15 protein-coding genes are annotated in these 14,153 nt (G+C 67.0%); 4 read left to right on the top strand and 11 right to left on the bottom strand.

The window, feature by feature from the left end:
• Nucleotides 1-11: 11 nt before the first annotated feature.
• From IQ782_RS14335 to IQ782_RS14300, 8 genes are all read right to left on the bottom strand, one after another.
• Nucleotides 12-644, bottom strand: a complete 633-nt coding sequence (locus IQ782_RS14335; protein ID WP_194135345.1) for a DsbA family oxidoreductase — start codon at nt 642-644, stop codon at nt 12-14.
• A gap of 225 nt (nt 645-869) precedes the next feature.
• Nucleotides 870-1,742 carry a 3-hydroxyisobutyrate dehydrogenase gene (gene mmsB, locus IQ782_RS14330; RefSeq protein ID WP_194135344.1) on the bottom strand — a complete coding sequence of 291 codons (873 nt, stop codon included), beginning with the start codon at nt 1,740-1,742 and terminating at the stop codon, nt 870-872.
• A 42-nt stretch (nt 1,743-1,784) separates the two neighbouring features.
• Nucleotides 1,785-2,816, bottom strand: coding sequence for an enoyl-CoA hydratase/isomerase family protein (locus IQ782_RS14325; protein ID WP_194135343.1), 1,032 nt, complete (start codon nt 2,814-2,816; stop codon nt 1,785-1,787).
• Entirely contained in the window at nt 2,813-3,955 is a 1,143-nt protein-coding gene (locus IQ782_RS14320; RefSeq protein WP_194135342.1) for an acyl-CoA dehydrogenase family protein, read from the bottom strand. The genes IQ782_RS14325 and IQ782_RS14320 overlap by 4 nt, the downstream gene beginning before the upstream one ends.
• A gap of 234 nt (nt 3,956-4,189) precedes the next feature.
• Entirely contained in the window at nt 4,190-5,350 is a 1,161-nt protein-coding gene (locus IQ782_RS14315; protein ID WP_194135341.1) for a glycosyltransferase, read from the bottom strand.
• A 90-nt stretch (nt 5,351-5,440) separates the two neighbouring features.
• Nucleotides 5,441-6,883 carry a TRAP transporter large permease gene (locus tag IQ782_RS14310; RefSeq protein WP_194135340.1) on the bottom strand — a complete coding sequence of 481 codons (1,443 nt, stop codon included), beginning with the start codon at nt 6,881-6,883 and terminating at the stop codon, nt 5,441-5,443.
• Nucleotide 6,884: 1 nt separating this feature from the next.
• Nucleotides 6,885-7,673, bottom strand: a complete 789-nt coding sequence (locus IQ782_RS14305; protein WP_338092591.1) for a TRAP transporter small permease subunit — start codon at nt 7,671-7,673, stop codon at nt 6,885-6,887.
• Between the two features lie 143 nt (nt 7,674-7,816).
• On the bottom strand, nt 7,817-8,863 hold the full coding sequence (locus IQ782_RS14300) for a TRAP transporter substrate-binding protein (RefSeq protein ID WP_194135338.1): 1,047 nt from the start codon (nt 8,861-8,863) through the stop codon (nt 7,817-7,819).
• Between the two features lie 323 nt (nt 8,864-9,186).
• On the opposite strand from IQ782_RS14300, the gene purM reads away from it, so the two are divergent.
• Nucleotides 9,187-10,233, top strand: a complete 1,047-nt coding sequence (gene purM, locus IQ782_RS14295; RefSeq protein ID WP_194135337.1) for a phosphoribosylformylglycinamidine cyclo-ligase — start codon at nt 9,187-9,189, stop codon at nt 10,231-10,233.
• Nucleotides 10,230-10,820, top strand: a complete 591-nt coding sequence (gene purN / locus IQ782_RS14290) for a phosphoribosylglycinamide formyltransferase (protein ID WP_194135336.1) — start codon at nt 10,230-10,232, stop codon at nt 10,818-10,820. Before purM ends, purN begins: the two co-directional genes overlap by 4 nt.
• Here purN and IQ782_RS14285 read toward each other — a convergent pair.
• Nucleotides 10,817-11,002 (bottom strand): hypothetical protein, encoded by a 186-nt coding sequence (locus IQ782_RS14285; RefSeq protein WP_194135335.1) that lies wholly within the window; start codon nt 11,000-11,002, stop codon nt 10,817-10,819. The genes purN and IQ782_RS14285 overlap by 4 nt on opposite strands.
• A 282-nt stretch (nt 11,003-11,284) precedes the next feature.
• On the opposite strand from IQ782_RS14285, the gene rnd reads away from it, so the two are divergent.
• A complete protein-coding gene (rnd, locus tag IQ782_RS14280; protein WP_194135334.1) occupies nt 11,285-12,442 on the top strand; it encodes a ribonuclease D in 1,158 nt (385 codons plus the stop codon).
• A 103-nt stretch (nt 12,443-12,545) separates the two neighbouring features.
• Here rnd and IQ782_RS14275 read toward each other — a convergent pair whose 3' ends face one another.
• Together IQ782_RS14275 and IQ782_RS14270 are read right to left on the bottom strand one after the other, a co-directional pair.
• Nucleotides 12,546-12,971, bottom strand: a complete 426-nt coding sequence (locus tag IQ782_RS14275) for a bleomycin resistance protein (RefSeq protein WP_194135333.1) — start codon at nt 12,969-12,971, stop codon at nt 12,546-12,548.
• 77 nt (nt 12,972-13,048) lie between these two features.
• Nucleotides 13,049-13,519 (bottom strand): hypothetical protein, encoded by a 471-nt coding sequence (locus IQ782_RS14270; protein ID WP_194135332.1) that lies wholly within the window; start codon nt 13,517-13,519, stop codon nt 13,049-13,051.
• A 174-nt stretch (nt 13,520-13,693) separates the two neighbouring features.
• Here IQ782_RS14270 and IQ782_RS14265 point away from each other — a divergent pair, with 174 nt between their 5' ends.
• Nucleotides 13,694-14,104: a SufE family protein gene (locus IQ782_RS14265; protein ID WP_194135331.1), complete on the top strand. Its 411-nt coding sequence runs from the start codon at nt 13,694-13,696 to the stop codon at nt 14,102-14,104.
• Nucleotides 14,105-14,153 lie beyond the last annotated feature (49 nt).

Genomic DNA, 14,153 nt, shown 5'->3' with positions numbered 1-14,153 from the left:
CCGCGACAGGATCACGCCTGGGCGCGAAGTTCCTCGATCACCCGCAGCCACAGCTCGGTCGGTTGCGCACCGGGCACGGCGTGCTGGCCGGCGACCACGAAGGTCGGCACCGCCCGCACCCCCATGTCGCGCGCCGAGGCGTCCATATGCGCAATCTCGCGGCGATCGGCATCCGTTGCCAGCAAGCGTTGGACCATGGCGCCATCCATCCCCGCGCCATCGGCGACATCGGCCAGCACCTCGGCATCGCCGATATCGCGCCCATCGACGAAATACGCCTGGAACAACGCCGAAACGACGGCAGTCTGCACGCCTTCGACATCGGCCCAGTGGATCAGCCTATGCGCGTCGATGGTCGAGGGGGTGGTTCGGATCCGGTCGAGATGTATCTCCAACCCGGCCTCGGCGGCTCTTTCGGCGATCGGCATATAGGCCTGGATCGCCCCGTCCTTGCCGCCGAATTTCGCTTCGAGATAGGCGCGCCGGTCCATGCCGCCCGCCGGCATCTCGGGGTTCAGCATGAAGGGACGCCAACGGAGGGTCAAACCGTGGTCCGGCTGCTGCGCCATCGCGCGGTCGAGCAGGCCCTTGCCAATGTAGCACCAGGGACAGATCGGGTCGGAGAATATATCAAGCGTGGTCATGTGAGGTCCGTCTTTTGCCTGCCTCATAGCAGGGAAGCCGGGAGTTGGCGACAGCCGTCGGATCAAAGCCGGGCATTTCGGGATTCCCCGAGATGTCCATCTTCGGAGCCGCGTGGCGCGGGCCGCGGAGACAGGCGCCGCGGAGGCCTTCTTCTCTTTTGCAATACGCCGGGGGTGAATTCGCCGAAGGCGAAGAGGGGGCAGCGCCCCCTCCCGGTTCCGCCCTCAGCTCCGTCCGCGCGATTCGAAGCGCGGCAGCATGGCCGAGAAATCCTTGCCGCGCCCGTTCTCCTCTTCGACGAAGGCCCGGTAGAGCTCGAGCGCCCGCGCCCCCATCGGCGTGTCGGCGTCGGCGGCCTCGGCGGCCTGCTGCGACAACCCGAGGTCCTTGAGCATCAGCTCGGCGGCGAACCCCGGCGTGTAGCCGTTGTCGGCAGGGGATTTCGGGCCGACGCCGGGCGCGGGGCAATAGGCGTTCATCGACCAGCTGTAGCCCGAGGAGGTCGAGACCACGTCGAACATCGCCTCGCGCGACAGGCCCAGCTTGTCGGCGAGCGCAAAGGCCTCGCAGGTGGCAATCATCGTCACGCCAAGGATCATGTTGTTGCAGATCTTCGCCGCCTGCCCGTTGCCCGAGGGGCCGCAGTGCACCGCCTTCTGCCCCATGATGTCAAAGAGCGGCTTCGCCTTGGCGAAGGCCTCGTCCGAGCCGCCGACCATGAAGGTCAGCGTGCCCGCCGCTGCGCCGCCGATGCCGCCGGAGACCGGCGCGTCGAGCGCCCCGAGCGCGGATGCCTGCGCCTCCTCGGCGACCGCCCGTGCGCTCTCCACGTCCACCGTCGAGCAATCGAGCAGCACCGCGCCCGGTGCCATGGCCGGGATGGCCTCCGCCGCCACGCTGCGCAGGATCGCGCCATTGGGCAGCATGGTGATCACCACCTCGGCGCCCGCTGCCGCCTCTGCCGCCGTGGCGGCCTGACCCGCGCCCTCTACCGTGACGCCCGCGACGTCGAAGCCGGTCACCTCGTGACCCGCCGCGATCAGGTTCGCGGCCATGGGCGCGCCCATGTTCCCGAGCCCGATGAAGCCGATTTTCATGTCTCTCTCCTCCCCAAAATTCCGGTGCCCGATGCCGATGGCTCAGAGCGCCAGCTCATCCTCGCCGAGCGGCGCCAGCAGCGCCGCGACCCGCTCCGGTGCCACCCCATCCAGCGGCAGGCTCCAGCGCGGCGTGCGGTCCTTGTCGATCAGCTGCGCGCGCACCCCTTCGAGGAAATCTCCCTGCTGCATGATGCGGAAGGCGACGCGGTATTCCTGCGCCAGAGCCGCCTCGATGTCGTCCGGGTCGGGGCCGAGCCGCGCCAGCATCGCCAGCGTGGTCGCCATCGACAGCGGCGAATTGCGCCGCACCTGCTTCAGCGCGGCCTGGGCCAACTCGCCTTCCGATGCCACCAAGGCCGCCTCGATCGCCACCAGGTCGCCCGAAGCATAAAGCGCGTCGATCTGGTCTTGCGCCTGCGCCATCGGGCTGTCCGGGGCAGGGCGCGCGGCCTCTTCCAGCGCCGAGGTCTCGCCGGTCTCGATGAGCCGCTCCTTGATCAGCGCCCAGTCCGCTTCGGGCACGAAGAGATCGGCAAAGCCCGCATGGATCGCATCCCCCGGCCCCATGCGCGCGGCGGTCAGCGCGAGGTGGGCCCCCAGGCGACCCGGCGCCCGCGCCAACAGGTAGGAGCCCCCGACGTCCGGCACGAAGCCGATGCCGCATTCCGGCATGGCGACCTGCGCGCTCTCGCCCACGACCCGGTGCGAGCAATGCCCGCCGAGCCCGACCCCGCCGCCCATGACGAACCCGTGCAGGAAGGCGACGATGGGCTTGGGGTAGGCGGCAAGCTTGGCGTTCATCCGGTACTCGTCGGCCCAGAAGCGCCGCCCGAAGTCCAGATCCCCCGCCAGCCCGCGCCGGTACATCTCGGCGATATCGCCGCCCGCGCAGAAGGCGCGCGCGCCCTCGGCATCAAGGATCACCAGCGCCACCTCGGGGTCCTCGGCCCAGGCGTCAAGCGCCTCTTCCGCCGCCAGGCACATCTCCCAGCTCAGCGCGTTCAGCGCCTCCGGGCGGGTGAGGGTGATATGGCCGGCGCGGCCGGACTTGCGGGTCAGGATCTCGGTCATCGGTTTCCGATCAGGCTGCGCGCGGTGATCATGCGCATGATTTCATTGGTGCCTTCGAGGATCTGGTGCACGCGCAGGTCGCGCACCAGCTTCTCGATCCCGTAGTCCGCGAGGTAGCCGTAGCCCCCGTGCAGCTGCAGGCACTGGTCGACCACTTTCGAGCCCGCCTCGGTGACGAACTTCTTGGCCATGGCGCAGAACTTGGTGGCGTCCGGCGCGCCGGTGTCGAGCTTCCAGGCTGCCTGGCGCAGGAAGACCCGCGCCGCCTGCAACTCGATCTCCATGTCCGCGAGCCGGAACTGCAGTGCCTGGAACTGGTCGATGCTGGTGCCAAAGGCCTTGCGTTCGGCCATGTAGTCCAGCGTGGCGTCCAGCGCCGCCTGCGCCGCACCGAGCGAGCAGGCCGAGATGTTGAGCCGCCCGCCGTCGAGCCCGGCCATCGCATAGCGGAAGCCCTTGCCCTCCTCGCCGAGCAGGTTGCCGCGCGGCACCTCGCAGCCGTCGAGCTGCACCTGCCGCGTCGGCTGGCTCTTCCAGCCCATCTTGTCCTCGAGCCCGCCGAAGCTGAGACCCGGCGTGCCATCCTCGACGAGGATCGCCGAGATGCCCTTCGGCCCGTCCTCTCCGGTGCGGCACATGACCAGATAGGCATCCGAATAGCCGCCGCCCGAGATGAAGGCCTTGGTGCCGGTCAGCCTGTAGCTGTCGTTGCTCTTCTCGGCCTTCGTGCGCAGCGCCGCGGCGTCCGAGCCGGACCCCGGCTCGGTCAGGCAGTAGGAAAGCACCGTCTCCATGGTCAGCGCGCCCGGCAGCACCCGCGCCTTCAGCGCGTCGGAGCCATAGGCGTCGATCATCTTGGCGCACATGTTGTGGATCGACAGGAAGGCCGCCACAGAGGGGCAGGCCATGCTGAGCGCCTCGAAGACCAGCGTGGCGTCGAGCCGGGTCAGCCCCGCGCCGCCGCTCTCCTCCGACACGTAGAGCCCGCCGAAACCCAGCTCCGCCAACCGCGGCCAGAGGTCGCGCGGGATCGTGCCCGCCGCCTCCCAGTCGCGGGCGAAGGGCGCGATCTGCTCCTGCCCGAAGGCCCTCGCCATGTCGAAGATCGCCTGCTGTTCCTCGCTCGGTGCAAACTCCATGGGGCCTCCCTTTCCCGCCGGCTCCGGGGCCTCCCAACCCCGGAAATGAACACTCGTTCAGAACATGGCGGGAATCGCCGCGCGATGCAAGCCGCCCTCCAATGCGCCCCCGCGCCTTTCTTCTAGGTGGAAATATCCCGGGGGTGAGGCGCGTCAGCGCCGAGGGGGCAGAGCCCCCTGGGTTGCGCAGCCTGCCACGGGCGCGGCATGAGTATTTGTGGAATGCTGAAAGGCTCAGGCCGCGCCGGAGCGCAGGGCGACGACACGGCGGATCTCGTTTTCGACCTTGCCGAGCAACACCGCGTTGTCGAATTTCGCTTCCGCCGTGCTGCGCGCGGCGCGGGACATGGCGGCGCGGTCGGGCAGGTCCAGCACCTTGGAAATGGCCCCGGCGAAACCGGCCTCATCCCACTCGGGTACAAGGAAACCCGTCTCGCCCTCGGTCACCGCCTCGGGGATGCCGGCATGCAGCGTCGAGACGGTTATGCAGCCGGCCGCCAGCGCCTCCTGGATGGCGGTGGGCAGACCCTCGGTGTTGCCGTTCTTGTCGGTGATCGAATGCTGCAGGAAGGTCTCGGTGGTGAGCAGGTGCTCGCGCACCGCGTCATGCGGCAGCGCGCCCGTGAAGGTGACCTGCGCCGCCACCCCGAGCTCGGCGGCCAGCGCGCGGCACGGCTCCAGCAGCGGCCCGTCGCCGATGAAGGTCAGATGCGCCTCGCGGCCCCTGGCGGCGGCGGCAAAAGCCCGCAGCGTGATCTGCGGTGCCTTCTTGTCGACCATGCGACCCACGGCGAGACAGGAGCCCGGCACCTTCTCGCCCGGCACGAAGCGGCGCACGTCGACGCCCGAGGGCACGACATGGGAATTGGGGTGGGTGACACCGTGCTTGGCGAGGTTGTCGAGCAGGAACTGCGAGACCGAGAAGACGCCGTCGAGCCTCGGCATCATCTTGCGGTAGCTCTTGACCCTTTGCGGCGAGGTCAGCGCGCGCGAGGCATCCGTGCCGCGGAAATAGGTGAAGACCGGCAGGTTCATCTCGTTGGCCAGCTTGGCCACCACCAGCGCCTGGGTGCCGAACTCGGCGAGGATCACCTCGACCTTCTGCGCGTGCAGCCACTCCATCAGCCTTGTGCGGTTGGCGCCGAAGGGAAGGCGGCCGGTGCCTTCTGTCAGCGAGTTCCAACCCATCGCCACCGGGGCGATCACCTTGTCCGAGAGCGAGAGTTTCGAGCGGCGCTCGAACAGCGGCTTGTCGTAGGGGTTCTTGCCGTTGAACCGGCCGCAGAGCACCACCGTGTCGCCGCCGAAGATGTGCTCGATGTGGCGATTGATGAAGGTCTCGCCCGGCACGTGGTAGTCGGAGGTGACGATGCAGGTCTTGAACTGGCGGCTCATGCGGGATCTCTCCGGGTCTTCGTGCCGCGCCTACATGCCCCTGATGGCCCCGCCGCGCAAGGGCGGCGGGGTCCGGGTTTCAGGGCCGGGCTACTCGCCGTAGGCCATGGCCGGCAGCCATGTGGTCAGGGCCGGGAACTCGAAGACGATGAAGAGGCCCAGCAGCTGCAGCAGCACGAAGGGGATGATGCCCTTGTAGATGTGCCCGAGGTTCACGCCCGGCGGGCAGACGCCCTTGAGGTAGAAGAGCGCGAAGCCCACCGGTGGCGTCAGGAACGAGGTCTGCAGGGTCACCGCCACGAGGATGGCGAACCACACCACCTGCGGGTCGCGCACCTGGTCGAAGCCCGGCACCGCCAGCTCCAGCCCCTGGATGATCGGCAGCATCAGCGGCATGATGATGATGGTGATCTCGATCCAGTCGAGCAGGAAGCCGAGGCAGAAGACGATGAACAGGATGAAGGCGATCGTCAGGTAGGGGTTGTCGAAGGCCGAGAGCACCAGGTGCTGCACGATCTCGTCGCCGCCGAAGCGGCGCAGCACGAAGGCGAAGAAGTTCGCCGCCAGGAAGATGCCGGTGATGTAGCCCGCGGTGTTGAGCGTCGAGCGCGCCACCTCGCGGAACACCTTCCAGTCGAGCTTGCGGTTGACCAGCGCCAGGATCGTCGCGCCGAGCGCACCGAGGCCCGAGGCTTCGGTCGGCGTGGCGATGCCGACGAAGATCGAGCCGAGCACCAGCAGGATCAGGAACATCGGCGGCACCACGGCCAGCAGCACCTCCTTGACCTCTTCCATGCCCACCTTGCCGGACCTCTCCGGTGCGGGCATCGAGGCGGGCGAGATGAAGCCGTAGATCACGATGAAGACGATGTAGAGCGCGCCGAGGATCAGCCCGGGGAAGAGCGCCCCCATGAAGAGATCGCCGAGCGAGATCGCCAGCTGGTCCGACATGATCACCAGCATGATCGACGGCGGGATCAGGATCCCGAGCGTGCCCGCCGAGGCGATGGTGCCGGTGGCGATGGGTTTCGAGTAGTTCTGTGCCATCATCGCCGGCAGCGCCATCACCCCGAGCAGCGTCACCGAGGCGCCGATCACCCCGGTCGAGGCGGCGAGGATGATGCCGATCAGCAGCACGGTCAGCGACAGTCCCCCGCGCAGCGATCCGAACAGCTTCTGCATCGCGTGCATCATCCGCTGCGCCACGCCCGACTGGTCGAGCATCAGCCCCATGTAGATGAACATCGGCAGCGCCACGAGCACCGGGTTGTTGACGATGTTGCCGAAGAGCCGGCCCGAGAGCGCCAGCAGGCGGTTGTACTCGAGCCCGATGCGGTCGAACTCGATCACATCCTTGAACTCGGCGCGGAACGGGTCGAGCAGGATCTGCGACAGGATCACGAAGATCAGGCTCACGCCGACCAGCGACATGGCCACGGGGATGCCGCGGAACAGCATCCAGATGAAGGTCAGGAACATCGCCGCAACGGCGATCTCGTTCAGCGTCAGGTATTGGCCGAGGAAGTGCAGCATCTCAGCGCTCCTTGCGCGCGAAGAGCCGCGCCACGACAATCACGACCACCGCTGCGACAAGCGCGAGGGCGATGGTCTTCTTCATTTCCCACGGGCCGAATTCGAGGTCGTCGAAGATCGCGGCGCGGGTGGCGGTGCGGATGCTGTCCACCTCGGGGTCGGTCGCCATGAGCCAGCCTACGCAGGCGTACCAGATGATCAGCTGCAGGCCGAAGACGGTGGAGGGCAGGGCGAAGAGCAGCTGCTTCCACAGCGCCGGGCGGGTCAGCTGCGACAGGTGCCGCACGTAGGCCGCCCAGATCGCCACCATGATGACGATGAAGCTGAGGTTCATCAGCGTCTTCAGGATCCACAGGTTGTGCAGCCCGTTCGGGCTCGACGAGCCCTCGTCGGCGGCGATCGAGGTCAGCGCGTAGTCGAGCGTCACGTCCCAGCACAGCAGCACGAAGGGGAAGAACAGCCAGACCAGCGCGATGATGTCGATGATCAGCCGCTTCTTCTTGGCGAAGTTGTCGTAGAAGATGTCGACCCGCACGTGGCTGCCGGTGGTCACAGCATAGGCGATGCCGATCAGCACGGCGACGCCGTAGAGCCACCACTGCAGGTCATCGAGCCAGGCCTGGTTGTGGCCCATCTGGCGCAACACCACCTGCGCGCAGATGGCGAGCATCAGGATGGGAAACAGCCAGGCGCAGAGATTGGACAGGTGCACGATGAACCTGTCGCCCCGGTTCTGGTCCTTGCGTCCGATCTCTCCGGGGTCGGAGATGGCAACCTTGAAATCCTCCACGGGCCTAGTCCTTTGTTCTGCCTGCCTTGGGGGTCTTGCGCCGCGCCCATCCGGGTCATGCGACGTGAAAACGGCGCGCCCGCGATGCATCTGGCGCGCCGGAGGTGGCCGGGCGCATGCGCCCGGCGATCAGCCGTTCAGCCTCAGTTCCAGGGGCGCGGCAGGTAGATGTTGTTGAACCAGGTCTTGTAGCCCTCGCGGAACTCGCTGAGGTCGGCCCAGGCCTTGGCGAACATCTCGTCCTCGGCCTTCAGCTCCTCCACCACTTCGAGCCAGGCGGCTTCGAACTGCTTGAGCTGCTCGGGGGTCCAGTTCTTGATCGTCACGCCGTGCTGCTCGACGTTCTCGACCATGGCCGGGAAGTTCTTCGCTTCGCCTTCGGCGAAGTTGTCGGTCAGGTTGGCCATGCAGGCGATCTCGATCTGCTTCTGGCTCTTCTCGTCCAGCTCTTCCCAGCGGTCCTTGTTGATCAGCAGCTCGAACATGGTGGCGGGCTGGTGCCAGCCGGGGAAGTAGTTGTACTTGGCGATGTTGTAGAAGCCGAGGTTGGCATCGACGATCGGCATCGAGAACTCGGTCGCATCGATCGCGCCGCGCTCCAGCGCCGGGAAGATGTCGCCCGCACCGAGCAGCGAGGTCGAGACGCCCAGCTTCTGCATCACCTCGGCGCCAAGGCCGAAAAAGCGCATGTTCAGACCCTTGAGGTCGTCGAGCGAGTTGATCTCTTTCTTGAACCACCCCGAGGTTTCAGGGGCGTAGGAGCCGCAGAGCACCACATGGACGTTGTAGCCGTTGGTGTCGTACATTTCCTGGAACAGGGTCATGCCGTCGTCGTAGAGCATCCAGGCCAGCATCTCGCCCGGCTCGGGGCCGAAGGGCACGGCGGCAAAGAGGCCGGCGGCGGGCATCTTGCCCTGCCAGTAGCCCGAGGTCGAATAGGCCGCGTCCACCGAGCCGTTCGACACCGCGTCGAGCATCTCCAGCGACGGCACCAGCTCGCCCGGATCGAAATGTTCGAACTCGACGCTTTCCGAGATCGCGTTGATCTTCTCGACGAAGTTCACCGCGGCGGTGCCGAGGATCGGCAGGTTCTTGGAATAGCCCGAGGTCATCTCGAGCAGTTCCTGCGCCGAGGCAGCACCGGCAAAAGCGAAAGCGGCGGCCGAAACGGCCGTGAAGGTCTTTTTCATTATGATACTCCTCCCTGGGTCGGCACCCCCTCCCAAGGGCACCGGCGGCATTTTTGCCTGATGCTGACGCTATCTAACGCTCACGGCGCTGTGAATACCCAGTTCTGCGTAGAGCCCGCGCAATAATATTACTGACGCTACGGAAGCCGCGGAACATTCATCCCGAGCCGCGCGGCCCGCCGCCAGCGGACCGGCCTTCGGCTTTCATTGTTCCGCAAATACGCACCCGCAGCCGCGCCATCCGCGAAAACCCCGGGCATGGGCGCTTTTCATCTGCGCGGACCTGCGCTATTCCCGCGCGAAACGGGGTCTCGGAGGCTGGCATGACCGAAGGCAAGAACGGCATCACCTATGCGGATGCAGGCGTGGATATCGATGCGGGCAACGCGCTGGTGGAGCGGATCAAGCCCGCGGCCAAGCGGACCAACCGCAGCGGCACCGTCTCGGGTCTGGGCGGCTTCGGCGCGCTCTTCGACCTGAAGGGCGCGGGTTACGAGGATCCGATCCTCGTCGCGGCGACCGACGGCGTGGGCACCAAGCTGCGTATCGCGATCGACACTGGCCACCTTGACGGCGTCGGCATCGACCTCGTCGCCATGTGCGTCAACGATCTGGTGTGCCAGGGCGCCGAGCCGCTGTTCTTCCTCGACTATTTCGCCACCGGCAAGCTCGACACCGAGAGCGCCGCGCGGGTCATCGAGGGCATCGCAGAAGGCTGCGTGCGCTCGGGCTGCGCGCTGATCGGCGGCGAGACCGCCGAGATGCCGGGCATGTACCCGGCGGGTGACTTCGACCTTGCGGGCTTTGCCGTCGGCGCGATGGAGCGCGGCTCGGATCTGCCGAAGGACGTGGCCGTGGGCGACGTGCTGCTGGGTCTTGCCTCGGATGGCGTGCATTCGAACGGCTACAGCCTCGTGCGCAAACTGGTCGAAGTTTCGGGTCTTGGCTGGGAGGCTGACTGCCCCTGGGCGGAGGGCTCGCTTGGCGCGGTGCTGCTGACCCCGACCCGCCTCTACGTGAAGCAGGCGCTGGCCGCGGTCCGCGCCGGCGGCGTGCATGCGCTCGCCCACATCACCGGCGGCGGCCTCACCGAGAACCTGCCGCGCGTGCTGCCCGAGGGCTGCGGCGCGACCATCGACCTTGCCGCGTGGCAGCTGCCGCCGGTCTTCAAGTGGATGGCCGAAGTGGGCGGTATCGAAGAGCGCGAGATGCTCAAGACCTTCAACTGCGGCATCGGCATGATCCTGTCGGTTTCGGCGGATCGCGCCGAGGCGCTGAAGGCGCTGCTCGAGGCCGAGGGCGAGACCGTCTGCACGCTTGGCACCGTGACCGAAGGGCAGGGCGTGACCTACGAGGGCGCGCTGAAGTGAAGCGCGTCGCGATCTTCATCTCGGGCGGCGGCTCCAACATGGTGACGCTGGCCGAGAGCATGACCGGAGATCACCCGGCGCGCCCGGTTCTCGTTCTGTCGAACAATGAGGATGCCGGCGGGCTGAAGAAGGCCGCCGCGATGGGCATCCCTACCGCCGTCGTGGACCACCGCCCGTTCAAGGGCGACCGCCCCGGCTTCGAGGCGGCGCTGCAGGCGGAACTGGACAAGGCACAGCCCGACATCCTCTGCCTCGCGGGGTTCATGCGCGTGCTGACCGCGGGCTTCGTCGAGCCGTGGAAGGGGCGGATGCTGAACATCCACCCCTCGCTGCTGCCGAAGTATCGCGGGCTGCACACCCATGCGCGGGCGCTGGAGGCGGGCGATACCGAGCACGGCTGCACCGTGCACGAGGTCACGCCGGAACTGGACGACGGCCCGCTTCTGGGACAGGCGCGTGTGCCGGTCCTGACGGGCGATACGCCCGACAGCCTCGCCGCGCGCGTGCTGGAGATGGAGCACAGGCTCTACCCGGCGGTGCTGCGCCGCTTCGCGGCGGGCGACAAGACGCCGGTCGTCCTGCCTTAGCGCGAGGCCTTGTGGCTGGCGGCATTGCCGTGCCAGTCGAGCGCTGCCGCGTCTGTCTCGGGCGCGGTGAGCGCCGGCAGGCCGAGCAGGGCGAGCAGCGCAAGCGCCGCGACGATTGATCCGAAGCCGCCGGTGACGGCGGGGCGGTGAGTGTAGCTGTAAGCAAGATCGAGCGAGGACATGGGAGAGCTCCTTGGAGTTTTTTTGGGGGGGACTTCGGAGTGCCCTTTCCATAAACGCTCCCGGCTCTTCGCGAAAACGAATGCTTGTCACGTGAGGCATCACGAGGCTTGATGAGTGGGGCGCGATGCGGCCCAGCCGGTACGCTCTGCGCAAGCGCAGGGCTGCGAAAATGCCGCTCTGTCCAGCTTTCGGTGGCTGCCGCTTTGAACTTGGCGCGCCGAAGGTGTAGGAGGCGCGATAACCAAGAGAAACAAGACATCCATGAACGGGCCGGTGCACGCATGAAGACATTGACCAAGACCGAAGAACTTGCGGAATTCTGCGCCGAAGCTGCCAGCGCGCCCTATGTGACCGTCGACACCGAGTTCCTGCGCGAACGCACCTATTACTCCAAGCTTTGCCTGATCCAGCTGGCGATCCCCGGCAAGGGCGAGGAGAACGCCGTGCTGGTCGATCCGATGGTCGACGGGTTGTCGCTCGAGCCGCTGATGGAGCTCTTCCGCAACACCGCGGTGGTCAAGGTCTTCCATGCCGCGCGGCAGGATCTCGAGATCTTCTACGTCGATCACGGGGTGATCCCCGAGCCGCTCTTCGACACGCAGGTCGCCGCCATGGTCTGCGGCTTCGGCGAGCAGGTGGGCTACGAGACGCTGGTCAAGCGCATCGCCAAGCAGCAGCTCGACAAGAGCTCGCGTTTCACCGACTGGTCGCGCCGTCCGCTGACCGAGGCGCAGAAGAAATACGCGCTGGCCGATGTGACGCACCTGCGGGTGATCTACGAGTTCCTTTCCGCCAAGCTCGAAGAATCCGGCCGCGCGCATTGGGTCGCCGAGGAGCTGGCGACGCTGACCGATCCCGAGACCTACATCACCCGTCCCGACGAGGCATGGCTGCGCGTGCGCACCCGCTCGTCGAGCCCGCGCTTCCTTGCCATCGTGCGCGCGCTCGCGGCCTTCCGCGAGGAATACGCACAGGCGCGCAACATCCCCCGCAACCGCGTGTTCAAGGATGACGCGCTGGCCGAGCTGGCCTCGACCAAGCCGGTGACGCTCGATGACCTCGGCCGGTCCCGGCTGCTGCTGCGCGAGGCGCGCAAGGGTCCGATCGCCGACGGCATTCTCGAGGCGGTGAAGGCCGGGCAGGAGGCGCCGAAGGAGTCGCTGCCCAAGGTCGATGACGACCGCGACCAATTGCAGGTGAACCCGGCGCTGGCCGACCTGCTGCGCGTATTGCTGAAGGCCAAGACCGAAAGCTCGGGCGTGGCCTCGAAGCTGATCGCCCCGGCCGCCGAACTGGATGCGATCGCCGCCGGCCAGCGCGACGTGAAGGCCCTCAGCGGCTGGCGCCGCGAGGTCTTCGGGGCCGACGCGCTGCGCCTCTGCGACGGCAAGATCGCGCTCGCAGCCAAGGGCAAGTCGGTGGACGTGATCGAGCTCTGACGCGGGCACCACGTCGTTCAACCAAAAATCTGACGCCCTCGCAGGAACTTGCGGGGGCGTTTTCATGTTGTGCGTGCGCCGCTGTCAGCGTGACCAAAGGGTGTCAGCCCGCGGCCGGGCGCCTGCCAAGCTCTTCGTAGAAGCGCAGGAGATAGCCATCGGGGTCGGCCACGACGAACTGCCGGTTGCCGCCTTCCTCGTTGCCGACGCGATACCATCGCTCTTCGACCGGCAGGAAGAGAGGATGCCCGGCCTCGGCGAGCGCCGCGAGCATCGGGGCAATCGCGGCGACGCGGATCTGCAGGTTCAGCCCCTTGCCGAAGGGCGGTGCATCGGGCGCGTGCCCGTCGTCGAAGGTGCGCCCCAGGCCGATCTGGTCGATCATCAGCTCGGCGTCGCCGAGGCGCAGGTAGCAAAATCCCTCCTCGGGGCGCGCGTAGGCACAGTCGAACCCGAGGATGTCACAATAAAAGGCGCGCGACCGGCGCCAATCCGAGACGGCAAATTCCGGAACCAGAGCCGCTCCCAAAGTTCACACCAGGCCTTGGCGCGGGCGACTCTCTCGGAGGAGAGGTGCAAATTCCTTCGAAGGAATTTGCGCCCGGATCAACGGCTGACGCTTTGCGAATTGCGCAGGCCCTCGACCCGCAGCGCACGGTAGGGGGCCAGTTCCTTGTCCGTCATCCATTTCGCCGCGGTGACGGTGCGTGCGGCCGCTCCGGCGGGGACCGGTCCCGGCACCTGAAGCGCCAGCAGCCGGAAGGCAAGCGTGCCGGTGTCTTCGGACCCGGCGACCGGCACCAGCTGAACATCGAAAGGTCCGGCGAAATCGGCAACCCCGCTCACTCGCACGATGAACCCGCCCGGACGACGCTCGAGCAGCAACTCGGTGATCATCCCGACCGGCTGGCCAAGATAGACCTCTTCCTTCTTGGCAAAGAAGCTTACCGCCGAGCGTTCCGGGATCAGCGGATTGTTCGCGCCGGTTTCGCTGCTGACCGGCGCAGTCTCGTCCTGGCCGACGCAGCCGCCGAGCACGAGCGCCGAGATCATGAGGGCCGATACGGGTTTGAACATGATGCGATATGCCTCTGCCTGTGGTGGTCACGGGTTAGCCTATCGCACCCGTATTGAAAAGCATGCATTGCCAGGGCTGGACCTTTGCGGCGCGGCCTCCTACTTCTCGGGACCGATCACACCCGCGCCCGGCGCCAGCCGCCGTGCGGCGCGGCGCGGCAAGCAGGAGCACAGATGGCACAGGAAGGTTTCGAGGAACTGGTCGAGGATTTCGAATTCCTCGAGGATTGGGAAGACCGCTACCGCACGGTGATCGAGCTCGGCAAGGCGATGGCGCCGCTGCCCGAGGCGTTGAAGGTGCCCGCCACGAAGGTCGAGGGCTGTGCCAGCCAGGTCTGGCTGCACCTGACCTGGGACGGCGGCAGGCTGCATTTCGAGGGCGAGAGCGACGCGATGATCGTGCGCGGGCTGATCGCCGTGCTGCACCGGCTCTACGACGGGCTGACGCCGGCCGAGGTCGCCCGCATCGATGCCCGCGCCGAGCTGGCGCGGCTCGGGCTCAACGAGCATCTTTCCGCGCAGCGCTCCAATGGCTTGCGCGCCATGGTGGAGCGGATCCAGCAGCAGGCTGCCGCGGCGGCATGAGGCGGCTCGCCGGTCCGGGCGGGCTGCAAAGCGCTATACATCCGCCCGC

This window comes from Salipiger mangrovisoli (assembly GCF_015223355.1).
Taxonomy (GTDB): Bacteria; Pseudomonadota; Alphaproteobacteria; order Rhodobacterales; family Rhodobacteraceae; genus Salipiger; species Salipiger mangrovisoli.
The sequence above is the reverse complement of the archived record's forward strand: the minus strand, read 5'-3'. Positions and strand labels throughout refer to the sequence as shown.

What these genes read in the sequence shown, in the direction of transcription:
- IQ782_RS14335 (WP_194135345.1), bottom strand. Translation starts at nt 644, where the DNA reads ATGACCACGCTTGATATATTCTCCGACCCGATCTGTCCCTGGTGCTAC.
- mmsB (WP_194135344.1), bottom strand. Translation starts at nt 1,742, where the DNA reads ATGAAAATCGGCTTCATCGGGCTCGGGAACATGGGCGCGCCCATGGCC.
- IQ782_RS14325 (WP_194135343.1), bottom strand. Translation starts at nt 2,816, where the DNA reads ATGACCGAGATCCTGACCCGCAAGTCCGGCCGCGCCGGCCATATCACC.
- IQ782_RS14320 (WP_194135342.1), bottom strand. Translation starts at nt 3,955, where the DNA reads ATGGAGTTTGCACCGAGCGAGGAACAGCAGGCGATCTTCGACATGGCG.
- IQ782_RS14315 (WP_194135341.1), bottom strand. Translation starts at nt 5,350, where the DNA reads ATGAGCCGCCAGTTCAAGACCTGCATCGTCACCTCCGACTACCACGTG.
- IQ782_RS14310 (WP_194135340.1), bottom strand. Translation starts at nt 6,883, where the DNA reads ATGCTGCACTTCCTCGGCCAATACCTGACGCTGAACGAGATCGCCGTT.
- IQ782_RS14300 (WP_194135338.1), bottom strand. Translation starts at nt 8,863, where the DNA reads ATGAAAAAGACCTTCACGGCCGTTTCGGCCGCCGCTTTCGCTTTTGCC.
- purM (WP_194135337.1), top strand. Translation starts at nt 9,187, where the DNA reads ATGACCGAAGGCAAGAACGGCATCACCTATGCGGATGCAGGCGTGGAT.
- IQ782_RS14285 (WP_194135335.1), bottom strand. Translation starts at nt 11,002, where the DNA reads ATGTCCTCGCTCGATCTTGCTTACAGCTACACTCACCGCCCCGCCGTC.
- rnd (WP_194135334.1), top strand. Translation starts at nt 11,285, where the DNA reads ATGAAGACATTGACCAAGACCGAAGAACTTGCGGAATTCTGCGCCGAA.
- IQ782_RS14270 (WP_194135332.1), bottom strand. Translation starts at nt 13,519, where the DNA reads ATGTTCAAACCCGTATCGGCCCTCATGATCTCGGCGCTCGTGCTCGGC.
- IQ782_RS14265 (WP_194135331.1), top strand. Translation starts at nt 13,694, where the DNA reads ATGGCACAGGAAGGTTTCGAGGAACTGGTCGAGGATTTCGAATTCCTC.